The organism is Spirosoma luteum DSM 19990, from assembly GCF_000374065.1.
Lineage (GTDB): Bacteria > Bacteroidota > Bacteroidia > Cytophagales > Spirosomataceae > Spirosoma > Spirosoma luteum.
This window is the reverse complement of record NZ_KB893258.1, coordinates 14,169-35,197: the sequence shown is the minus strand read 5'-3', so window position 1 is coordinate 35,197 and position 21,029 is coordinate 14,169. Positions and strand designations below refer to the sequence as shown.

General features: G+C 54.4%; 14 protein-coding genes. 6 read left to right on the top strand and 8 right to left on the bottom strand.

Annotated features, from left to right (window positions below):
- Positions 1-37 precede the first annotated feature (37 nt).
- A complete protein-coding gene (locus tag B156_RS0114390; RefSeq protein WP_026260836.1) occupies positions 38-1,711 on the top strand; it encodes an FAD-dependent oxidoreductase in 1,674 nt (557 codons plus the stop codon).
- Positions 1,712-2,003: 292 nt separating this feature from the next.
- Here B156_RS0114390 and B156_RS0114385 read toward each other — a convergent pair whose 3' ends face one another.
- The gene (locus B156_RS0114385) at positions 2,004-4,442 is read right to left on the bottom strand and encodes a GAF domain-containing sensor histidine kinase (RefSeq protein ID WP_018620442.1); all 2,439 of its coding nucleotides are present in this window, start codon (positions 4,440-4,442) and stop codon (positions 2,004-2,006) included.
- Positions 4,443-5,081: 639 nt separating this feature from the next.
- Between B156_RS0114385 and B156_RS31770 the strand changes: the two genes are divergently transcribed.
- Entirely contained in the window at positions 5,082-5,258 is a 177-nt protein-coding gene (locus B156_RS31770; RefSeq protein ID WP_018620440.1) for a hypothetical protein, read from the top strand.
- 334 nt (positions 5,259-5,592) lie between these two features.
- Here B156_RS31770 and B156_RS31420 read toward each other — a convergent pair whose 3' ends face one another.
- Positions 5,593-5,754, bottom strand: a complete 162-nt coding sequence (locus B156_RS31420; protein ID WP_018620439.1) for a hypothetical protein — start codon at positions 5,752-5,754, stop codon at positions 5,593-5,595.
- Positions 5,755-5,825: 71 nt separating this feature from the next.
- Here B156_RS31420 and B156_RS0114365 point away from each other — a divergent pair, with 71 nt between their 5' ends.
- Together B156_RS0114365 and B156_RS30315 are read left to right on the top strand one after the other, a co-directional pair.
- Positions 5,826-6,341, top strand: coding sequence for a DUF2231 domain-containing protein (locus tag B156_RS0114365; RefSeq protein ID WP_018620438.1), 516 nt, complete (start codon positions 5,826-5,828; stop codon positions 6,339-6,341).
- A gap of 5 nt (positions 6,342-6,346) precedes the next feature.
- The gene (locus B156_RS30315) at positions 6,347-7,252 is read left to right on the top strand and encodes a response regulator (protein ID WP_018620437.1); all 906 of its coding nucleotides are present in this window, start codon (positions 6,347-6,349) and stop codon (positions 7,250-7,252) included.
- A gap of 17 nt (positions 7,253-7,269) precedes the next feature.
- On the opposite strand, the gene B156_RS0114355 is transcribed toward B156_RS30315, so the two are convergent.
- From B156_RS0114355 to B156_RS32400, 5 genes are all read right to left on the bottom strand, one after another.
- Positions 7,270-8,586, bottom strand: a complete 1,317-nt coding sequence (locus tag B156_RS0114355) for a sensor histidine kinase (protein ID WP_018620436.1) — start codon at positions 8,584-8,586, stop codon at positions 7,270-7,272.
- Positions 8,587-8,729: 143 nt separating this feature from the next.
- The gene (locus tag B156_RS0114350; RefSeq protein WP_018620435.1) at positions 8,730-9,716 is read right to left on the bottom strand and encodes a TIGR03885 family FMN-dependent LLM class oxidoreductase; all 987 of its coding nucleotides are present in this window, start codon (positions 9,714-9,716) and stop codon (positions 8,730-8,732) included.
- Positions 9,717-9,745: 29 nt separating this feature from the next.
- On the bottom strand, positions 9,746-14,023 hold the full coding sequence (gene treY / locus B156_RS0114345) for a malto-oligosyltrehalose synthase (RefSeq protein ID WP_018620433.1): 4,278 nt from the start codon (positions 14,021-14,023) through the stop codon (positions 9,746-9,748).
- Positions 13,965-15,884: a malto-oligosyltrehalose trehalohydrolase gene (treZ, locus tag B156_RS0114340; protein ID WP_018620432.1), complete on the bottom strand. Its 1,920-nt coding sequence runs from the start codon at positions 15,882-15,884 to the stop codon at positions 13,965-13,967. The genes treY and treZ overlap by 59 nt, the downstream gene beginning before the upstream one ends.
- Positions 15,885-16,291: 407 nt before the next feature.
- A complete protein-coding gene (locus B156_RS32400; protein WP_018620430.1) occupies positions 16,292-16,420 on the bottom strand; it encodes a hypothetical protein in 129 nt (42 codons plus the stop codon).
- 272 nt (positions 16,421-16,692) lie between these two features.
- On the opposite strand from B156_RS32400, the gene B156_RS0114325 reads away from it, so the two are divergent.
- Complete coding sequence (locus B156_RS0114325; protein ID WP_018620429.1) at positions 16,693-16,941, top strand: hypothetical protein; 249 nt, start codon at positions 16,693-16,695, stop codon at positions 16,939-16,941.
- A gap of 372 nt (positions 16,942-17,313) precedes the next feature.
- Positions 17,314-20,073, top strand: coding sequence for a cyanophycin synthetase (locus B156_RS0114320; protein WP_018620428.1), 2,760 nt, complete (start codon positions 17,314-17,316; stop codon positions 20,071-20,073).
- 86 nt (positions 20,074-20,159) lie between these two features.
- Here B156_RS0114320 and B156_RS0114315 read toward each other — a convergent pair whose 3' ends face one another.
- On the bottom strand, positions 20,160-21,029 hold the full coding sequence (locus B156_RS0114315) for a cyanophycinase (RefSeq protein WP_018620427.1): 870 nt from the start codon (positions 21,027-21,029) through the stop codon (positions 20,160-20,162).

Genomic DNA, 21,029 nt, shown 5'->3' with positions numbered 1-21,029 from the left:
CCCGTTCAATTATATTTTTTTCCTACTCCTTGTCTCAATGAAACTTCTGATTTCTTTACTCACGCTAACAGTCCTGTGCTCGTGGTCCAGCCCGTTGAACCACGTCAGCCCCAAAGCGGTCACCCGAACCGCGGATGTCATTATCTACGGGGGTACTTCGGCCGCGGTGACGGCCGCGGTACAGGTCAAAAAAATGGGCAGGTCCGTCATCGTCGTTTCGCCCGACAAACACCTGGGCGGGTTGAGCTCGGGTGGGCTGGGCTTTACCGATACTGGCGATAAATCGGTAATTGGTGGGCTGGCGCGGGCATTTTATGGCCGACTTTATGATCACTACCAAAAACCCGGCTCCTGGACGTGGGAGAAACGGGAGCAGTTTGGCAACAAAGGTCAGGGAACGCCCGCCCTGGACGGAGCCAACCGCACCATGTGGATTTTTGAACCCCATGCGGCTGAGCAGGTATTTGAGGATTACGTTCGCGAAAACAACATCACGGTTTACCGCAATGAATACCTCGACCGGGCCACGATAGGCCGGGCTACGGGTGGGGTGCAGAAGCGGGGAAACGTTATCCAGTCATTCAGAACGCTGAGTGGTACTCTGTATGTTGGCAAAATGTTCATCGATGTGACGTACGAAGGCGATTTGATGGCCGCAGCGGGGGTGTCCTATCACGTGGGCCGGGAAGCCAACAGCGTTTATGGGGAGGAGTTCAACGGGGTTCAGCCCGGTGTGTTTCAGCACGGCCATTATTTCAAGACCAACGTCAGCCCCTATAAAACGCCGGGCGACCCGAAGAGCGGCCTGCTCCCCGAAGTATCACCGGAACCAATCGGCGAGAAGGGATCGGGCGACAATAAAATTCAGGCGTACTGCTTCCGCATGTGCCTGAGCAACCACCCTGACAACCGCATCCCGTTTGCCAAACCCGCTGGCTACGACCCGGCCCGTTACGAACTGCTGGCACGCGTATTTGCCAATGGGTACACCGAAACCTTCAACAAATACGACCTCATTCCGAACCGCAAGACGGATACAAACAATCACGGGCCGTTCAGTACCGACTACCTCGGTAAAAACTACGACTACCCCGAAGCCACCTACGAACGTAGGCGCGAGATTATCCGCGACCACGAGTTGTACCAGAAGGGATTGATGTATTTCCTGCAAAACGACCCCCGCGTACCGGCTGATGTTCATGAGCGGATGCAGCAGTGGGGTTTACCCAAAGATGAGTTTACCGACAACGGCGGCTGGCCCCATCAGATTTATGTGCGGGAAGCCCGGCGCATGATTGGTGAGTTTGTCATGCGCGAGGCCGATGCACTGGGCAAAACGACCGTACCCAACTCAATTGGTATGGGTTCGTATTCTCTGGATGCCCACAATGCCCAGCGGTACGTGAAAGCCGATGGCTTTGTGCAGAACGAGGGCGATATTGGCGTGCATCCCAAACAACCGTATTCGATTGCGTACGGCTCAATTTTACCCAAAGAAACGGAGTGCGCCAATCTGCTGGTGCCCGTGGCCATGTCGGCAAGTCACATTGCCTACGGTTCTATTCGGATGGAGCCCGTGTTTATGATTCTCGGGCAGTCGGCGGCAACGGCGGCTGTGCTGGCCATTCAGAGCAAGGTAAGTCCGCAAAAATTGCCGTATGAGAAGTTGAAGGCAGTACTGCTCAAGGACGGACAGCGTCTGACCTTATAGTCAGGCAATTGACACATCTCGAAAACAATTAATCCCAAATGAGTTACAACGGCTCAAAAGCTGGTGTCGTAGCTACCGGGTAACCAGCAAACGATGATTTATACCGCCCAGTCCCTGGTCAGGCGTTGCGGTACGGCGTAACGCCCGACCCGACTGCGTGCGGTTGCCCACTGTCATACACCTCGCAACGGTGCAGCTTGGTCTTACCGCCTAAGAGCCGTGTACAAGTGGGGTACGGTCGACACAACCTGTATTTTTTTAGCCGCGGGGAGGATGAATGTCAGGAACGCTCCTATTTCGGCAGTTTTATTTCAAAGTAAGCCCCTTCGCCTTCTTTTCCTTCCGCACGTATCGTCCCGTGATGCGAATCGATAATTTTTTTAACGATGGACAATCCAATGCCCGTACCTTCAGTCTGCTCCTTGGTATGCAGTCGATAAAAGATATCAAATATTTTTTCCGACTGATCAGAGCGGAAGCCAATACCGTTGTCGCTGTAAAATATCGTAACTGCTTCTTTTCCATTCAGCAGACCGTCTTCGCCGGTAATGCGAATATGGGGTGTTCGTTGCCCGTGCGAAAATTTCAGTGAATTGCTGATAAGGTTTTGAAACACTTGCTCCATCTGAATGGCCATACCCTGCACGGTTGGGAGATTGCCCAGTTCAATCCGGGCATCCTGTTCCTTTATCGGTATTTCCAGATTCTCGATTACCTCGTGTACAACTTCATTCAAATCAACGTCCTTAACCGGCAGTTCGCTGTTAGAAAGGCGGGAAATGGCAAGAAGACCGTCGATTAACAACACCATCCGGTCGGAGGATTGAATGATTTTCTGCAGATGCCTAAGCGATGTTTCATCCAGGTTATTTTCCAGCTTGTCCTGCAACATCTTGCTGAAGATGGATATTTTACGAACGGGCTCTTTAAGGTCGTGCGAAGCGATGCTGGTAAACCGCTGAAGTTCAAAATTGGTTCTCTCAAGGGCCTGCGTCCGTTCTTTTACTTTTTCCTCCAGCATTTGCAGGGTATGTTTTTCCTTGTTCCGCAAGGCTTCCTCAATTCGTTTTTCTTCGGTAGTATCCCTGGCTTCAATGACGGTTCCAACCGGTACTCCATTATCAATAATGGGACTGGCGGTAAAGGCAACCGGGTAGAAACGACCGTTTTTGTGGATGAAGACCCCTTCTCCTTTCGTATGGGCTTTCGTCGGCAGAGCCCGGTCTATCGGGCAGTCTTCAATGGGAAAGTGACTTCCGTCCGGATGGGTGTGATGAATATAATAGTGTAGGGGTTTGTCCTGTACTTCGTACATTTTAAAACCGGTCATCTGCTCGGCCGCTGGGTTCATGTAGGTGCAAACCTGCCGGTCATTCATCAGGAATAAAGCCTGCTGGGTATTGCTCGTAATGGTATTGATCAGGGTATTCTGGCTGGCCAGCTTTTGTTCGGCTGCTTTTCGTTCCGTAGTATCGGACACCGAACCGGCATAGCCACTAAACTTACCATCTTCATTGTAATAAGGACTGCCATTAGAAAGGCACCAGCGTACCTCACCATTCTTCCGACGGATGCGGAACTCGCTGACAAACGCTTTGCGGTTTTGAAAAGCGTAATCAAACGACTCCCTCATCCGACCTCTATCTTCCGGTATTACTGCCCTCGCCCACCCTTCTTCCAATTGCGACTTTATAGTGCCCCCTACCCAGTCTACCCACGTTTGGTTGATATAATTGGTTTGCCCTTCGCTGTCGGTCATCCAAAGCGTAATTGGCGAATTGCGGGTAATGATATGCGCCAGTGATTCGCCTTCCTGCAGGGCTTCTCGGGTTTGCTGTTGCAGGGTCGCTTCCCGGGAAACGGAAAGTACATGAGGCTTATCTTTAAAAATAAACCGCAGCCCTTTGAACTCCACCGAAATCAGCCTTCCATCCTTTCCTATCCTTTCGTGTACCCCGGCATATTCTCTTCCCGATAAAGCGATTTCCTTCAGTGCCTGAAAATCGCCCGGCATTTTGAAAAACGTACTGGCATTCAACCCTATCAGCTCCTCATAGGTATAGCCATACAACTGGCAGGCCGTTGGGTTGGCTTCTACGATGGTGCCATTTTCATCGTAAATAATGGCCGAATCGGTGATGGCATTGAAGATGCTTTTATATTGCTCCCGCTGTTCTTTCAGCCGGTCTTCATTGTATCTTTTTTCTTCAAAAAGGCGGGCATTCGTAATGGCAATGGCTGCCTGTACGGCAATGCCCTCCACTAATTTTTCCGAATCTTCGGTAAATATGCCGGGCTCCGGATGGCCAAAAAACAAACCACCGATCGCTTCTTTCGTAAACGGCGACACAACCGGCACGGCCAGATAGCTCCTTACGGGCAAATGTCCCCTGGGCATGCCCTGGTGCGGAGCGTTTTGCCCGTAATGAGGCTGCTGAGTTACATCATCATAACGCACCGTGCCGCTGGCCGTAAACGTAGGCTCAAATATATTCGTGTTGCGGGGCATGGGAAACTTGGAAAAAGCTTCCTTAGCCACACCCGATATGGTATAAAGGACCAGAGACTCCCCGCTCTGGTTAGTAACATTGTAGAAGAAGGCTCCAAACTGGGCATCGGTCAGCTCAGTAGCAATATCCGTAACTTTTTGAACGACGTTTTGTAGTTCAATTTCAGAGGTGATTGCTTTACTGGCTTCATAAAGCAATTCAAATACATTTTTCGTGCGCAAAGCAAACTGATTTTTGTCCGGGAGAATAAGGTTTTCAAAATTACAATACCCCCAGGCTTTACCAATTTTTAATTTTCACATTTTCAAGAGCCTGTCTTTGTTTGCTACGTTAAACCCGGATTTGGATGGAACCGTTGCTGGTGGATGATGAGGCTACCGATCGGGAATTGATTACGGAGGTATAAGCCTGGCAGGTGAACGTTATAATGCTGACCAGCCTTTTGACACTTTTTGGCAACTATGGTACGCTGCCCAATAAAACTCTTACTTGATCGAACGGGAATACGGGATCAGCTTTGCTCCGTACGGGGGCGCATACCCCACCTACCCTATTCCTACGCTGCTAGGACGGCATCGGCTGTCTGACCTATTGGGGGTGGTTTCTGATTTTGCATTCACAGTAGATCAGGTAATAAATGGCCTGCAATTCCTACCCACCCGCACCACCAGCTATTGACCTTATCCTACTTTTTATGTGACTTATACCCGATTAGGCGTCTGATAAATAGAGTTTTCCGTTACTTGTCCAATGAAACGTAAGAACATCATTCCCATGCCCGGTCCCTGGACGGTAGTGATTTTCATTACAGCTACGCTGGTTTATCTCCTTGTACGGGCTATTCTACACTAACATTTGCGATGAAAACCGGACTGATCTACTTCCTTTCCCGCTTTCTGTTGCTCATAGCGCTGCTCCTTGTGGGCTACACCGCTTTCCTGCTGTATCAATATAAGTTAACTTCTGCTATCCTTGCCTTTATCGCGTCTGTCGGCTGTTCCGTAGCCGGCACGTTTCTCTCGTCAAAAGAAGTCTGATCAGCAGCAACTCTCAGCATCGGCAGCTACCGTTCAGGAAAGTCGGCTGGTATTCTATCCGCAGGAGTGCTCCCCTCACGGCGTTAGTCGTTGCCGTTACCCATCAGCAAACGAAGGACACCAACTCGCTGAATTTCGGCGTGGGTGAGATACGGACGGCAGAAGGCTGCCCGTTCAGCGGGGCCGACTGGATGTAGACGTTACTCGCCGAATTGTTCTGCGGCTGACTGGTGAACGGCTTGCCCGGCCTGCGCCAGTCGTTCGGAGTTGGATCGTCACCGCATCAAGCGCAGGGCCACCCGGCACGTAGTAAGGCATGGTCGGATAACGGCCTTCACCCGTTTATCCGGCGATTGTCGGCGTAGCAATCCCGTACGTAGCCCGTAGCCGGGTCGGGCACAAAGCGGCATTCAGTCCCCTGCTCCGCTTTGCGCACCAGCCATTCCATCATCCCGCCCGACCGCCGGGGTATTGCTAAAAGGCCGGTCAGGGCCATTTCCTAATTCACGCGTTACGGTTCCAAACCCCAACGTAGCTGTTTTGTTAATTCGTTTTAAACGGATACGTATGGAAAGTAAAGCAAAGATAGTCGGGCACCCGGCCCACCCGATTCTCATCGTTTTTCCACTGGGCCTGTTAGCCACCTCGGTTATTTTCGATGGGGTATACCTGCTGAATGACCAGTCAGAAATGAGTCTGGTAGCCTACTGGATGATAACCGCCGGGCTTATTTCGGGGCTGGTGGCTGCCATTCCCGGCCTGATTGACTGGCTGGCCATTCCGGCGCATACCCGCGCCAAACGGATTGGTCTGTTTCATGGCGCAGGCAACGTGCTGGTGCTGGTACTTTTCGGGGTAAGCTGGCTTTTGCGCACCGACGAACCCGGCTACCAGCCACCAGCGTTGGCGCTGATCTGCTCGGGTTTGGCCTTTCTACTGGCGGGGGTAACAGGCTGGCTTGGCGGGGAGTTGGTTGATCGGCTGGGCGTTGGCGTTGACGAGAATGCGCACCTGAACGCGTCTAACTCCCTGACTGGCCAGCCAATTAGTAAAGCATCCGCTACCGACAGCCCGTACCCGTAGCAGGCATGAACGAACCGAAGCGGCTTGCCGAAACGGCCAGCTACCAGACCTGGCAGCACCGGTCTGCTTTACTTTTTTACGATGAACGCCGGATGGCGCTGACCGATATCAACGCCCTGGATGGTCGGCCGACAGGAAAAGAAGGAGCGAATGAGCACCCGCAGCTACACATGGCTACGTTTCCGGAAGCCCGGCAAGAGATACATAGAGAACAAGGGATGCCGAACAATACGGTCGTCAATGGAAGGCGGTTCGAAAAACAGGGCAAAAGGCTCGTCACCGGCAGTCAGCGATTAACTGACTTTTTTAAAAGGCGACAATCAACCTTTTTCGGGCAGGCAAAAACAGTTTTACCCAAAAGAAATTTATACTACTACAGGTTTATTACTGCCCGAATAGGTATGCAACCCATTAACAATACAAAAACGACTAACCACACGGTTAAGCAAATTACAGTCCTCGTTATTGAAGATAATGACGACATCTGGACAATTATCAGTATCCTGCTCAAACGACAACTGCCTGCCGTAAGCTTTCACCGCGTGGTTAATGCCCGGCAGGCGTTAGACTACCTTGATGAGGCCCTGATGCAGCCCCAGGCTTTTCCTCAGTTAATTCTTCAAAACCTGTACCTTCCTTTACTGACGGATGGGCTGGACCTGCTGCAGGAAATACGGACCAGATTAGCGGCTCAATCAGCCCCGCAACTTCCCATTTTAGTGATGAGCTCATCGAACAACCCCGACGATATTCGCCGGGCTTACCAGGCCGGTGCCAGCAGTTTTTACCATAAGCCAACCGATATGAGCCACTGGAACACGTATTTCGAGCGGCTGCGCCTGTTCTGGCTGGAATCCGTGACTTTACCCGATGTACTGGTTCCTGACGGCCTGGCTGACCCGCGTCAATGACGGGCCTGGTACGGCTGTCAGTCCGAGGGATGAATGGGCATTCGGATGCGGAACAGCGTACCCCGGCCGGCAATACTTTCGATCTCTAACGTTGCGTTGAGCAGCTCACTAAGCCGTTTGACAATCTGCAACCCTACTCCTTCTCCTTTGTTCCATTCGGGGGTTGGCGGCTGGTCGGTTAACGGATCGGCTGGCAGCTTATGGGCCAGACTGGGCCGCACGGCAACGGGCTGGCCTTCATCCGGCGACAGGACGCTGGTACCCTCAACAACGGGTTTAAGCTGTTTATGAAACAACTCCAGCAGACCATCCGGTAAGCCCGGCCCCGAATCCTGAACGCTGAACCCCCAGCGCCAATCGTTTTCCGTCGACCAGGATACCGATACCATACCCGGATGCTCAACACTGGATGGGGTATACTTTAACGCATTGACCACTAAGTTCTGAGCAATCCGGTATAGCTTGAGCCGATCCGTTTTTACCAGTAAAGGCGCTAAACCATCGGCCCGTAAAATAAGGCTTCGTTCGGCAGCCATGGGCTGAACGCCGGTTACCAAATCCGTCAGAAGCTTTGCGGCATCGAACTCTTCCAGCTGAAGCGGCTCATGGCCCGCTTCCAGGCGGGCCAGATCCATCAGGCCGGTCAGCAGTGCCTGAACGTTGGTCAGGTTTCGGTTTAACATATCCATGAACTGCTGCCGTTCCTCCGGACTTAAGTCCTCGGTCTGAAGCACGGAAGCGGCACCCAGGCTCACCCCCAACCCACTCCGCAGATCGTGGGACGAGGTGCGCAGCAAATCTCCCCGCTGGCGGGACAGCTCTTCCATTTGCTGTAGGGCCTGTTCCAGACTGGTGGCCCGGTTAGCCGCTTCCAGCCGCTGGAGTTCATCATGTTTGGTAATGCTGCCGCGAATAATGTCATTCATCAGCACCATAATTTGTTGCTGAGCCTGGATAACAATGTCCGGGTTTAGCTGCGGAAACAGCTGACGAAACTGGCGCAGTTCGTTGAACAAAATAACCGATAAATGACTGAACTCTTTCACGAGGTCAGGTAGCTCAATCGACTTCTGCCAGCGCTGCAATCCATGCGACTGGGCGGCCAGTATGGGGTTAGTGTCCGGCTGCTTACCCTGCAGCTGCTGCTCAAGCGAATCGAGAATAAGGGGCATAAGGTCGTTGAACTCTTCCCGGCTCAGAATCGCAATTTTTTTCAGGTCAGGGTCCATTTCGCAGGCCGTTCGCCAGTTATTCAACAGCGTTTCGCGCCGGTTAAACAGATAAGCCACTAATTCATCCGGCGACTGTTGATCGTCTGCAGCTTGAGGAGCCATACCAGTAGGGGTTTAGGTGTACGTGTTCAAACAACAACTGAGCGCCGGTATACCGCTGAGCAATCAAGCTGTAAGGCAACGGGCTAATCGGGTCAGCCTAGTTGGTAAAGGTTGTTTTTGAGCCTATGCAGTTCCGGGGTTGCTTACCCCGGAACTGCATAGGCTCCCTGCCGCAATAGGGACGGCAGTACAGCCTGGCCAAAATCATCAATAAACCGCTCGTGCTCCAGATTGACATTGTGCAGCAGGAGCTGTTCGAAGCCCAGGTCAATATATTCCTGGAGCCAGGCCAGGTGTTGACCCGTATCCGCCGAGATATGGATCATCTTATCAACTTCCTGCAGGTTAACCAGCGTCCCGAGCTGATCGAACTGTTCCGGCAGGCGCAGGTCGGTCAGTACCTGGTTCGGAAAAATATTGGCCCGCCATTGATCGTATGCGCCCTTACGGGCTATCTCCTCCGTTTTTCCGTACGAAAGCTGCACTTTCAGGTGCATGGGCTTACCGGCTCCCCCACCCCGCCGGAAAGCGGCTACCACCTCCCGCAGTTGGTCATGCGGCTGCGAAATGGTCAGTAGCCCGTCGGCCCAGCTGCCTACCCATCCGGCGGTCTGAGGGGTTACGGCCGCACCAAACAACAGGGGCTTTACCGCAGGCCGGGTGTAGAGGGTAGCTTCATCAACGGTAACGAGTCCCTTATGGGTAACGGTCTGCCCATCCCATAAAGCCCGCATAATAGCGACACATTCGGCCAAACGGGCGTTCCGGTCGGCTTTGCTGGGCCACTTCTCCCCGGTAATGTGCTCATTCAGAAATTGCCCGGTCCCCACTGCCATCCAGAACCGCTCCGGAAACATCTCGGCCAGCGTAGCAGCCGCCTGGGCTATAATGGCCGGGTGGTAGCGCTGGCCGGGCGCGTTAACAACGCCGAAAGATAGCGAGGTAGCCTGCAGGGCCGCCCCCAGCCACGACCAGGCAAAACCACTTTCGCCCTGCCGGTTACTCCAGGGGAGAAAATGATCGGAAGAAGAAGCCGCGGTGAAACCTGCCTCCTGGGCCCGTTGCACATACCCGAGTAAGGTACTGGGTTTGAATTGTTCGTGCGATGCGTGATAGCCAATTTTTATCATTGTCTATAGTTAGTGTTTAAATCCGGTAGCTACCGGTCGTATACCGTTGTCCATTCCCGAAGTTGGTGCTCAATAGCCGGACTGAGCTGCTCCGGCAGCAGTCGCCAGGTCCAGTTGCTGGCGGATGTCGCCGGCGTATTCAACCGCGCCGATTCATCCAGCCCAAGTACATCGGGTAGTGGCAGAATCACGGTGTTCGCTACGGAGCCGTAGGCCATACGGGCCAGCACGACGTGCACATCCGCTTCCCCGACCGCATGCCCCACGTAGCGCTCCAACTGGCGCACCTGTTCTTTGTCCGTATCCTGCCGATACCAGCCGCGGCTGGTGTTGTTATCATGGGTGCCGGTATAGGCAACCGAATGGGGCGTATGATGATGGACGCTGTTAACGCTCTGGGGCATGTCTTCGCCAAAACCGAATTGAAGCACCCCCATGCCGGGCAACCCAAATTCATCCCGCAGGGCATACACATCGGGACCAATTTCACCCAGGTCTTCGGCCACGAACGGCAGTTCGCCCAGTTTCCGCTGCACCGTCCGGAAAAAGTCGGCACCCGGCCCGGGCTGCCACTGCCCGTTTTTGGCCGATTGCTCGCTGGCCGGTACTTCCCAGTAGCCGGCAAACGCCCGGAAATGATCCAGCCGAAGCAGGTCATACCGTTCCTGATTTTTTCGAAGGCGTCGTACCCACCAGGCGTAGTGTTGTTTCTTCAGCGTATCCCACCGAAAAATGGGCATTCCCCAGCGCTGACCATCGGCATTGAAATAGTCGGGGGGCACACCGGCTACGTGGGTCATGGCCCCTTCGTTATCGAGCTTGAACAAGTGCGGATGGGCCCACACATCCACCGAATCGTAGTTCATGTAAAAGGGCAAATCACCAAACAGCTGAATACCCAGCCGATTGCAGTAGGTTTTCAGGGCTTTCCACTGCGCATCGAACACAAACTGCTGCCACTGTGCCTGGCGGATGGCGTCCTCCTGCCCGCGCCGGAAGGTGGCCAATGCGTTGGGCTCGCGGAGCTTGTACGCGTCGGGCCACTGGTGCCAGGGCTGGTCGTTGTGCGCCTGTTTCAACACGGCATACAAGGCAAAATCGTCCAGCCAGTCGGCTTCCTGCTGGCAGAACTGGCGGAAAGCCTGTTCCTGACTGGTAGGCAGGTTCTGTTGCGCCCGTTGCCAGGCTTTAGCCAGCAACGCCTGTTTGAGCCGACGAACGGCATCATAATCAACATGGGGAGTCGGCGGCTGCCGGTAGGCGGCCAGCTCTGCTTCGTCCAGTAGCCCGTCCTGAACCAGCAGATCGGGGCTAATCAGCAGCGGGTTCCCCGCCATACTGGAGGTAGCGCTGTAGGGCGAATACCCGCACTCGGCGCCCACGGGGTTCAGGGGTAATACCTGCCAGTAGGTTTGCCTGCTGCGGCTCAGAAAATCCGCAAAGGCCGTGGCCTGGGGACCAAAATCGCCGATGCCAAACGGGGCGGGCAGCGCGGTAATCGGCAGCAGGATACCGGCCCCGCGTTCGGTAGGTAGTTTTTCCAGGCGGAGTACCGCCAGGGGTACGTTTGTGAATAAATCAGCCACGGCAATCCCTCCTTCGGTTGCCCTGCCTTCGGTGTTCAGCAACCGATTCTGCCACCTGTCGGGGGCTTCGGGGGGTAATATTACGCGGGTATCGTTCCACGCGATGCTGCTTACATCGTCTGTTTGCTTTCTACACAAGTGGGCAACGCCCAGCGGCACCGCTATCACGTACCAGGTCTGCTGGTACCGTCGGGCAAAGGCCAGTACATGCTTTTTATAGCGCCCCTCCACCCGCAAGGGAACATACTGCCCCTGCGCAAAGAGTTCGGGATGCTGGTTGCGTTCGGCCAGCAGGGTGCGGATGAGCCCGAGTTTAATGCGGGCGTCGTACCGGTTTTTCCATAAGTCAGACCAGTTCGTTTCTGCCTGCGTGGCGGTCAGATTTTCCAGTCCTTGCTGGCGCAGCGTAAAATCGACGGGTCGGCGGTTATCGGGGTCCACCAGGCTCAGGTCCCAGCCTTCGCAGCCCTGGTAGACATCGGGCACTCCCGGACAGGTACATTTGAGCAGTACCTGCGCCAGCGAATTGATGATGCCGAAATCGGCTACCCGCCGGTGAAACGCCTGAAAGCTCTCCCAGAAAGGTCTTTTCTTGTCCAGTAGTTGTAGCGCAAACGCTTTGGTGGCTTCTTCATAGGCTTCGTTCGGCGCATCGTAGGTGGAGTTGCGCTTGGCTTCCCGCATTGCTTTTTGCAGGTACTCCGTCAGGCGATCCGGAAAATCGGCCTCGTCCACACTAGGCGCATCTACATCCGGCGTCGATTTGGTTTCCGGCCCGCCCGGCATGGGGAAGGCACCGACCAGTGTCTGGTAAATGAAGTACTCGTCATTGGCATCGGGTGATTCGACCCCATTGGCGTCTTTTTGTTTGAGCGGCTTATTGCCCTGCTGCCACTGCTGCACCAGGGCAATCCACTCATCGGTCAGGTCCGTCAGCACATTGAGTCGGCTTCGCACATCTTCGCCCCGCTTGGTGTCGTGGGTAGAGGTAGCATTGAGGGCCAGGGGCCAGTGCTGCTGCCGGTCCATCATCTTCTGGTGAAACTCTTCCACCGTTAACCCAAAATAGTCGGGCGAGTCGCCTACTTCATCGTGGCCAATAAAGCGGTTATAGGTGTACATGAGCGTATCTTCAACGCCCTTGGCCATGAGCGGACCGGTAAACTGCATACAGCGCTGGTAGAAACGCAGCGCCCGTTTGTTGTACTCCCTATTGCCCGCCTGGGGTTGCTGCAGGATAAGTTCATCCAGCAGGTCAATGGCAGCGGTCAGGCTTTTTTTCTTTTTTTTGATCCGGTCGAAAATCATCTGCATCGCGGTTGTTTCCGTCTGGCCCAGTGGAAACTGGTTCCCGTAGTACCGATACACAGGGCACTGAACCAAAAATTCACCAATGGCGGCTTTCCACCTCTCCGGCGACACCTCCGCCAGCCTATGCTCATCCATCAGGTTTAATGACCGGGAAAGGGCCACCAGGTTATCCAGCTCCCCGTTCATGTGCTGGAAGAGAATATACGCCTTCTTGTCGTGCAGCTCCTGACGGACCGCCACGTGCTCCCCCAGCAGGGACCGATAAAACCGGGTAAAGGCCACCCCGCTGCTGGTGCGGGTAAACAGGTTATTGACCATAGACAGGTAACCGTACCCAGTTGTGCCCTGCACGGGCCAGTCTGCCGGCAGCGCTTCGTCGTTTTGCAGGATCTTCTCCACCACGATATAGGCGTCGTCGCCCGCCAGTTTCCGCAGTCGCTCCAGGTATTGGCGGGGGTCATACAGCCCATCGATATGATCGACCCGCAGCCCGTGAAAAATACCCGCTTCCAGCAGCGCCTTTGGGAGTTGATGCACGGCCTCAAAAACAGCCGGGTCCTGGATGTTCAGACAGATGAGCGAATTAACGGTGAAAAACCGGCGATAATTAATGCGCTCGTTGGTTTCTGCGTGATAACACAATCGGTAAGCCTGCTCATCGGCAATTTGCCGGATACAGGCCGGGTCGGTGTTGACCGCGTTTAGGCAGCGCCTGATGTACGCCTTACCCGCAGCGTCCTTCGTCAGGTTGGCCAGCGCCTGCTGGCACTCGGCGCTTTGCTGGGCGTAGGTAGCTGGCTTGCGGAGTTTCTGCACCTGACGGATATGGTCAAGCAGTGTCTGAATGTTCCCAGAGGGCCCTCTGGGGTCGGCCGTCAGAATGGTGGCGTAGGAGCGCAGGTGCAGCGGATAAGCCGTTTCAAAATAGGTAATAACGAACCTGCCGTTCTGGTAATCAACGGCCAGGTCGCCCTGGTCAATAACCTCGTTCAGCGGAGCGCCCAGGAACGGGACCATCAGGCGGCCTTCGTGGACAGGGCTGTGCCAGTCGATGTCAAAAAACGGCGCGTATTCGGAACGTGTTCCTTTCTCCAGCACATCCATCAGCCAGCTATTGTGCGGGTGGAAGGCCATGTGGTTGGGAACAATATCCTGAAGCCAGCGCATTCCCCGCCGGGTAAGCTGGGCACTGATCGATTTTAGCTGCGCTTCGGTACCGATTTCGGGATTAATGCGCTGCGGATTGACTGAATCATAGCCATGAACACTACCCGGCACAGCCTCTACTATAGGTGACGCATAAATGGTTCGAACGCCCAGGCCATCCAGGTAGGGAATAATACGCTCGAAATCACGAAAGGTAAAGCCGCGGTGAAATTGGATCCGGTAGGTGGAAACGGGATTGGTCATGGTGTTGCGCGTAAAGAATAAAGGACTCAGGTTGTAGCCTGATGGATTCAGCATTTACTACAGAATCGGGGGCCGAGTGGGGTTGCCCCTGGGTGCCGGGCTGCCAGCACGCGTCGGCGGAGTCGAGCAGCTTTTGCCAGGGCAGGGGGTCTTCGCCGACAGCAGGGACCTGTAGCGTTTGGGGGTTCTTCGAAAAATTCATCAGACACAGCACATGCTGGTCCCCATGCCAGCGGTGAAGCACCAGGGTGTTCATCTCCTCATTAGCCACGGCCGTTAGCTGCCGACGGTCCAGCTGCGCGAGGGCCGGTAGCTGCTGACGCAGGGCAATCAGGGTCTGATAATACCGGAGCATGGTTTTATGGGGCTCTTCGGCCAGCCGATTCCAGGGCAGTTTCGCCTGGTCAAAGGTTTCTTCGCTCTGTGGGTCGGGCACCTCTTCACCGGAATGAAAGGCCGCAAATTCCTCCTTTCGCCCCTGCCGGACGGCTTCCACCAGGTCTGGTTCGGAATGACTGACAAAGTATAAAAACGGATTGGTTTCGGCCCATTCTTCGCCCATGAACAGCAGCGGGATGTATGGGCTGACCAATACTGCTCCGGCCATTAGTTTGAGGGCCTCAAAACTGTAGAGTGCGCTGGAACGTTCGCCCAGCTTGCGATTGCCGACCTGATCGTGGTTTTGCGAGAAGACAATAAACTGCTCGCCCGGATTATGCTCGGCTTTAAGCCCAAATAGTTTCTGGCGAACGGGCGAGAACTGCCCATCGTACACATAGCCATCCTGGTACGCTTTTGCCAGGTGCGTAACTCCTTCAAAGTCAGCGTAATATCCTTTTTTCTCTTCCCCAATTGCCACCCGCAGGGCGTGGTGAAACTCATCCATCCACTGCGCATCCATGCCGTAGCCCGATGCCGCCCGCGACTTGATGTACCGGGGGTCGTTCAGATCACTTTCTACCAGGACGTAATGACGCCGTCCGGTCACGTCCATGAGTTGGTCAACCGCTCCCCGCAGCTCCTCCAGGATGTGGACCGGACTGAAATCTTTAATGGCGTGAACCGCATCCAGTCGCAGGGCATCCACGTGAAAATCCCGAAACCACATGAGGGCATTTTCAATGACAAACCGCCGGACGCCATCGCACCAGGCATCGTCGAAATTAACGGCCTTGCCCCAGGGTGTACAATATTTATCCGTCAGGTACGGACCAAACTTGCTCTGGTAATTCCCTTCGGGCCCAAAGTGATTATACACGACGTCGAGCACTACGGCAATGCCCTTCTCGTGGCAGGCATTGATCAGGTGTTGCAGGCCCCTGGCGCCCCCGTAGGAGTTCTGCACGGCATACGTGTAGACGCCATCGTAACCCCAGTTGCGGGAACCCGAAAATTGGGCCACTGGCATGATTTCAATGGCATTGATGCCCATTGCCTTCAGATAATCCAGTTTGCTTTCCAGCGCCTGGAAGGTACCCTCGGACGTAAAGGTGCCGGTGTGCAGTTCATAGAGCAGGTACTGGTGAAGGGGTGGGTTCACCCAGTTCTGGTCACTCCAGGCAAACGATGCCGTGTCAATTGCCTCAGAAGGTCCATGCACCCCCCGCGGCTGGCAGAGCGAAACCGGGTCCGGGTAATCCTGCCGGCCATCCAGTAAAAACGTGTATAAATCGCCCGGGTTTAGCTGGTCTGTAGTAAGACGCCAGTACCCCAGCACTTCCTTTTTCAACGGGATGGCTGCGGGCTGCCCATATATTTTCAGGGCCACGTGTTTGACCAGTGGAGCCCACACTTCCACCTGGGCGTAATCTGTTCCGGGAAAGCTTACGCCAATTGATCGGTTGTTGAGTTGGTAATTCATTGGTAACTAAATACATATGTAATGGACCATTCTGCCACAAGGCATGGATCGCTATGCCTTGTGGCGGTAAGGGTTGCACCTGTATAGGAAAACTCGTAGGGGGTTAGCTGTACCCGGCAAGCCAGCCGGTTAATAAGGCAACGGCCAGCAGCGGTGGTTTACGGGGCTCGCCCGGACTGGCCCATCGGGCTGTTTTCCGCGGGTTAGTTTTCCAGTGCATCGCATTGACTGCGTCGTATCCGTTCAATGGGTTTCCCCTGCGCGCCTATTTCAATGTATCAAGCCAGTTGAAAACCGACTCAAATAAAGCCTTATACTCAGTAAGGCTATAGGCTAATAGGCCACCCATACAAAGGGCTGCCAGCAGAATAAGTAGTCCTATGTTATGCCGGGTCCGCTTCATCCAGCTATCCTTTAGAAAATAAACTCGTCAGGCTGCCTGCCCGTCGGAACCGGGCCATGGACCGGTAGCGATCAACGCTGATGTGCGGGGCAAAACCACTGGCCAGGCCACGCGTACTAAACAGAATTTTCATACCGTTTCAGAGAGTTACTAAACAAGGTTGAACAGCCTCTTAGACCATCCAGCCGTGTTTAGTAACTACCCGGCCGAGTTGATTGGTGATGGCGCCGGAAAATAAGTGAGGGAAAGGGCATTGGGGTGAACAGGGCCGGTTTTTGAGGGCCATTTCCTCACAACACAATGAATACATCGGCCTACTGCCCGTTTGCACGCGTTAGCTGTCCGTGCGTTTAGCGCGAATTGTGACGTTGGTGTAGGTAATAATCTGTTAACAGCTAACATCGTATGGATCCAAGCATACAAGTACTCTGGGGACTGATTGTCTTATTGATTGGGGCGGGTCTGCTTACGCGCCTACCGCATGACCCGGATCAGGTAATCAGGTATGAATTGGGCAGAAAAAAAAAGGGCAGGAAAAAACGTCGAAAGAAGCTCCAGCATCAGGTATCTGTATACAAAGACGAATTAGAATCCGACCCAACCAATGCCCCGCTCTCGGTAGCACACCCTGCTGACCCGAATAATCCGGCTTAACTGTAAAGACGAGTTACCTATGGCAGCTACATTGTAGGTTTACTGAATGGAGTGGGCAGGTACCTGACCGGACATCAAAAATGGCTGTTTACGTCGCTCAGCGGGCCAGCCGTACGGATGATAGGACGCTAAATGGGCAGTCGAAAGTAACCGACACGCCCCTGATTGCCCCACTTGCTCATTCGTACATTTTTTCCTGAAACTTTTCAATTTGCCTGCCGTTTCAACGCAACATCTGCCAGAGAATCAATCAACTTACGCGTACCGGATTTTCTAAAAACGAATTAAAAGCAGTTAAAAACACAAACGTATCCAGTACAGTCAACGCGGTCTCAAACGGCCGGTTAAGCTGGTTTAACGGCTCTATCAACTATGAAAATTATAGACATCCGTGCCTTGAAGGGGCCAAACTACTGGTCCATCAAGCGTCATAATCTAATCGTGATGCGGTTAGATTTAGAAGAACTGGAAGAACGTCCTTCCCACAAAATCGACGGCTTCTACCACCGCCTGCGGGCGCTCATGCCCAGTCTGTATACGCATGAATGCTCGGAAGGGCGGCCGGGGGGCTTTTTTCACCGGGTGGAGCAGGGGACCTGGATGGGCCACATTATTGAACATATCGCCCTGGAAATTCAGTCGTTGGCGGGTATGGACTGTGGGTTTGGCCGCACCCGAAGCACCGGCGACTATGGCGTGTACAATGTGGTTTTTGCCTATCAGGAGGAGCGGGCCGGGCTTCATGCCGCCCGGTGTGCTGTTGCCATCGCTCAGGCGCTCATTGATGCCAAAGAGTATGATTTGCAGGCGGATATCGACTACCTCCATCAACTGTATGAAAAATATCGGTTGGGTCCCAGCACGTCGGCCATTGTCACGGCCTGCGTCCAGAAAGGCATTCCTTACCTCCGGCTCGACGCCGACTCAACCGTTCAGCTTGGGTACGGAGCCCGGCAGAAGCGTATACAGGCTGCCGTAACCAGCCAGACCAGCAGCATTGCCGTTGAGCTGGCGGCCGATAAAAGTGAAACCAAACGCCGACTAGGCAATGCCACTATTCCGGTACCCGACGGAGAAGTGATCCAGACCGAAACTGACTTGCAGGACGTGCTCCGTCGATTGTCCTTTCCATTGGTCGTTAAACCACTGGATGGCAACCACGGCCGGGGTGTAACCACCAATATCCAAACCACCGAAGCACTCACAGCCGCTTTCCGGATGGCAAAGGGACATAGTGACCAGGTGCTGGTCGAGCAGTTTGTGCCGGGCAATGATTACCGGCTGCTGGTCATTGACTACACACTGTGTGCGGTGGCGCTTCGGGTGCCGGCCCGGGTTGTTGGCGACGGTTCATCCACGATTCAGGCGCTTGTTGATCAGGTCAATTGCGATTGCCGACGCGGGGAGGGTCATGTTAACCTGTTGACCAAAATCGTCGTTGATGAAGCTACGCTCACCCTCCTGAAAGAACAGGCATTAACGGTTGATTCTGTGCTTCCGGTGGGCCAGGCGCTGTATTTGAAAAAGACAGCGAATCTGAGTACGGGCGGTACGTCCATTGATGTAACGGACACGGTTCACCCCGAAATCAGGGCGATGGCCGAACGGACCGCCCGGGTTATTGGCCTGGATATCTGTGGCATCGACCTAGTTGCTCAGGACATTACGCAACCCCTGAAAAAGTCGGGAGCCGTGGTTATTGAAGTAAATGCCGGACCGGGTTTGCGCATGCATACGCACCCCTCAGAAGGCAAGCCGCGTGATGTTGGCAAAGCGGTAGCAGCTATGCTCTTTCCCGAACCTACTGCTGGTCGATTCACGCTGGGAGTATCCACTCCGGGCGAATCCACCGCACCGGCGGACCGGCCGGGCGAATCAACCGCACCGGTGGACCGGCTGGACGAATCCACGCGGGGAGCATCCACTCCGGGCCGTATTCCGGTAATTGCCATTACGGGGACGAACGGCAAAACCACCACTACCCGGCTCACGCAGTACCTGATTCGGCAGGCGGGATTTACAGTTGGGTTTACCACCACCGAGGGTATCTACATTGGCGATTCGCTCATTGAAGAAGGCGACTGCACGGGGCTACAGAGTGCCCGCAAAGTACTTCAGGATTCTTCTGTGGAGTGTGCCGTACTGGAGTGCGCACGCGGGGGGATGCTGCGTTCCGGTCTGGCCTTCGATCAATGCGATGTGGGGGTTGTGACCAACGTAGCAGCCGACCACCTGGGCCTGCGGGACATCCATTCTGTAGAGGACATGGCCCGGGTGAAAGCCATTGTGGCCGAAAGCGTGAAGCGGGATGGGTACGCCGTTCTGAACGCGGATAATGACCACACGTATGCCATGCGCCAGCGGCTGACCTGTCAGGTTGCGCTGTTTAGCATGCACCCAGCCAGCGAACGCGTTGTGGCGCATTACCGCGCCGGAGGGCTGGCGGCTGTTTATGAAGACGGGTACATTGTCCTCCGGCACGGTGATGACCGGATTCGGGTGGCGCCCATCAACGACATTCCGCTGGCGTTTGAGGGCAAAGCGCCGTTTATGATCGAGAATATCCTGGCGGCTGTGCTGGCGGCTTACTGCCAGCACATACCGGTCGCGCTGATTGCCCAGGGGCTGAAATCATTTGTACCATCCTTTGAGAACACCCCCGGCCGAATGAATCTGTTCTGCTTCCAGAATTATTGCGTCCTGGTGGACTATGCCCACAATCCGCATGGGCTTACGGCTTTGGGTGAGTACATCAAACAGGCGGGTGCCGTGCGTAAAGTGGGGATTCTAACCGGCGTTGGCGACCGTCGGGATGAGGACATCCGGACGCTGGGCAAGGTAGCAGGTAAGGTATTCGATGAGCTCATCATTCGCTTTGATGAAGACAGCCGGGGCCGGAATACAGACCAGATTGCCGGGCTAATCACGGAGGGTGTCCGGGAGGTTGACCCACTGAAACCCATGCACGTCATACCCGATGAACTGACTGCCTTAACCTATGCCATTGAGCATGCGCAGGTGGCTACCCTGATTGTTCACCTGACGGAGCAGATTCACCGGTCGGTTGAGCTGGTCCGTGAGTTTAAACAACTGGAAGAAACGGCGGAGCTGCACCCCGAACTGCTCCTGTAAGCAGCCAACTGACGCCCAATGAAGAGCAGGCTGATTGGCCGGAGTAAGGATGAACTCCAATCCTGCCAATCAGTCTGCTGTTGGCATCAGGAAAAACCTTTTTCTTCCGTTCGTGTAAAGAGCCGGTCTTTCAGGTAGTACGACGCCCCTTTAGCCAGTACGTTGACGCGCAGGCCATTCACGTAAACGGACTGAAGTTCAGGAACCTCGTAGTAGTTGGTATCCCGTACGTTGTCCGTATCAATAATAAAGACACTCCCGGAGCCAATGGCCCTTAGCACATCCCCGCGGGAAATAACAACGCCGGAGTCGGTGCAAAGCCCGATGCCCAGCAGGCCGGGATTACGCATGAGGGCTTCCGTTAACCGGGGAAAGCGGCTGCGTTGCATAAAGTGGGTGTCGATGATGGCCTGGGGTAGTAGTGAGAGCCCTTTTTCGGTTTCTACCATGCCTTTAACCAGGGACTCCGCACTTTTCCCTTCCTTGATGGCCAGGGCGGGCATAGCGGCTGCCCCGGCACTCGTACCCGCAATCACGAAGTCGTCGTTCTCGTAGCGTTCGTGGATTCGGGCCAGCAGCGCGGTATCCAGCAACTTATCAACCAGCGTTGTTTGATCACCGCCCGTAAAGTAGACACCGTCGGCCTTGTCAATGCGCTGCAGGTTTTCCCGGTTGTCGGCCTGGTTATGGCTGTTTATGGGCAGCACGTGTACGTGGTTACAGCCCAGTTCCCGGAACGCCTTTCGGTAACTTTCGCCCATCTCATCGGGAATATCCGAAGCTGCGGGTATCACCTCAATTCGGGACGCTGGTCCGTTCACTTCCGTTAAGAATTCGGCCAGGATGCCCAGTTTAAAAAAGTCGACCTTGCGAAGTTCGCTGGAAACCGCCTTGTCATCCGGGTCTTTTGCTTCCCCACCGCCGATAAGAATAAGTTTTCCTTTAGGTACTGTCAT

Excerpts from the sequence above, each read along its gene's own strand:
- B156_RS0114390 (WP_026260836.1), top strand. The coding sequence starts at position 38 with ATGAAACTTCTGATTTCTTTACTCACGCTAACAGTCCTGTGCTCGTGG.
- B156_RS31770 (WP_018620440.1), top strand. The coding sequence starts at position 5,082 with ATGAAAACCGGACTGATCTACTTCCTTTCCCGCTTTCTGTTGCTCATA.
- B156_RS31420 (WP_018620439.1), bottom strand. The coding sequence starts at position 5,754 with ATGGCCCTGACCGGCCTTTTAGCAATACCCCGGCGGTCGGGCGGGATG.
- B156_RS0114365 (WP_018620438.1), top strand. The coding sequence starts at position 5,826 with ATGGAAAGTAAAGCAAAGATAGTCGGGCACCCGGCCCACCCGATTCTC.
- B156_RS30315 (WP_018620437.1), top strand. The coding sequence starts at position 6,347 with ATGAACGAACCGAAGCGGCTTGCCGAAACGGCCAGCTACCAGACCTGG.
- B156_RS0114355 (WP_018620436.1), bottom strand. The coding sequence starts at position 8,586 with ATGGCTCCTCAAGCTGCAGACGATCAACAGTCGCCGGATGAATTAGTG.
- B156_RS0114350 (WP_018620435.1), bottom strand. The coding sequence starts at position 9,716 with ATGATAAAAATTGGCTATCACGCATCGCACGAACAATTCAAACCCAGT.
- treY (WP_018620433.1), bottom strand. The coding sequence starts at position 14,023 with ATGACCAATCCCGTTTCCACCTACCGGATCCAATTTCACCGCGGCTTT.
- treZ (WP_018620432.1), bottom strand. The coding sequence starts at position 15,884 with ATGAATTACCAACTCAACAACCGATCAATTGGCGTAAGCTTTCCCGGA.
- B156_RS32400 (WP_018620430.1), bottom strand. The coding sequence starts at position 16,420 with ATGAAAATTCTGTTTAGTACGCGTGGCCTGGCCAGTGGTTTTGCCCCG.
- B156_RS0114325 (WP_018620429.1), top strand. The coding sequence starts at position 16,693 with ATGGATCCAAGCATACAAGTACTCTGGGGACTGATTGTCTTATTGATT.
- B156_RS0114320 (WP_018620428.1), top strand. The coding sequence starts at position 17,314 with ATGAAAATTATAGACATCCGTGCCTTGAAGGGGCCAAACTACTGGTCC.
- B156_RS0114315 (WP_018620427.1), bottom strand. The coding sequence starts at position 21,029 with ATGACAGTACCTAAAGGAAAACTTATTCTTATCGGCGGTGGGGAAGCA.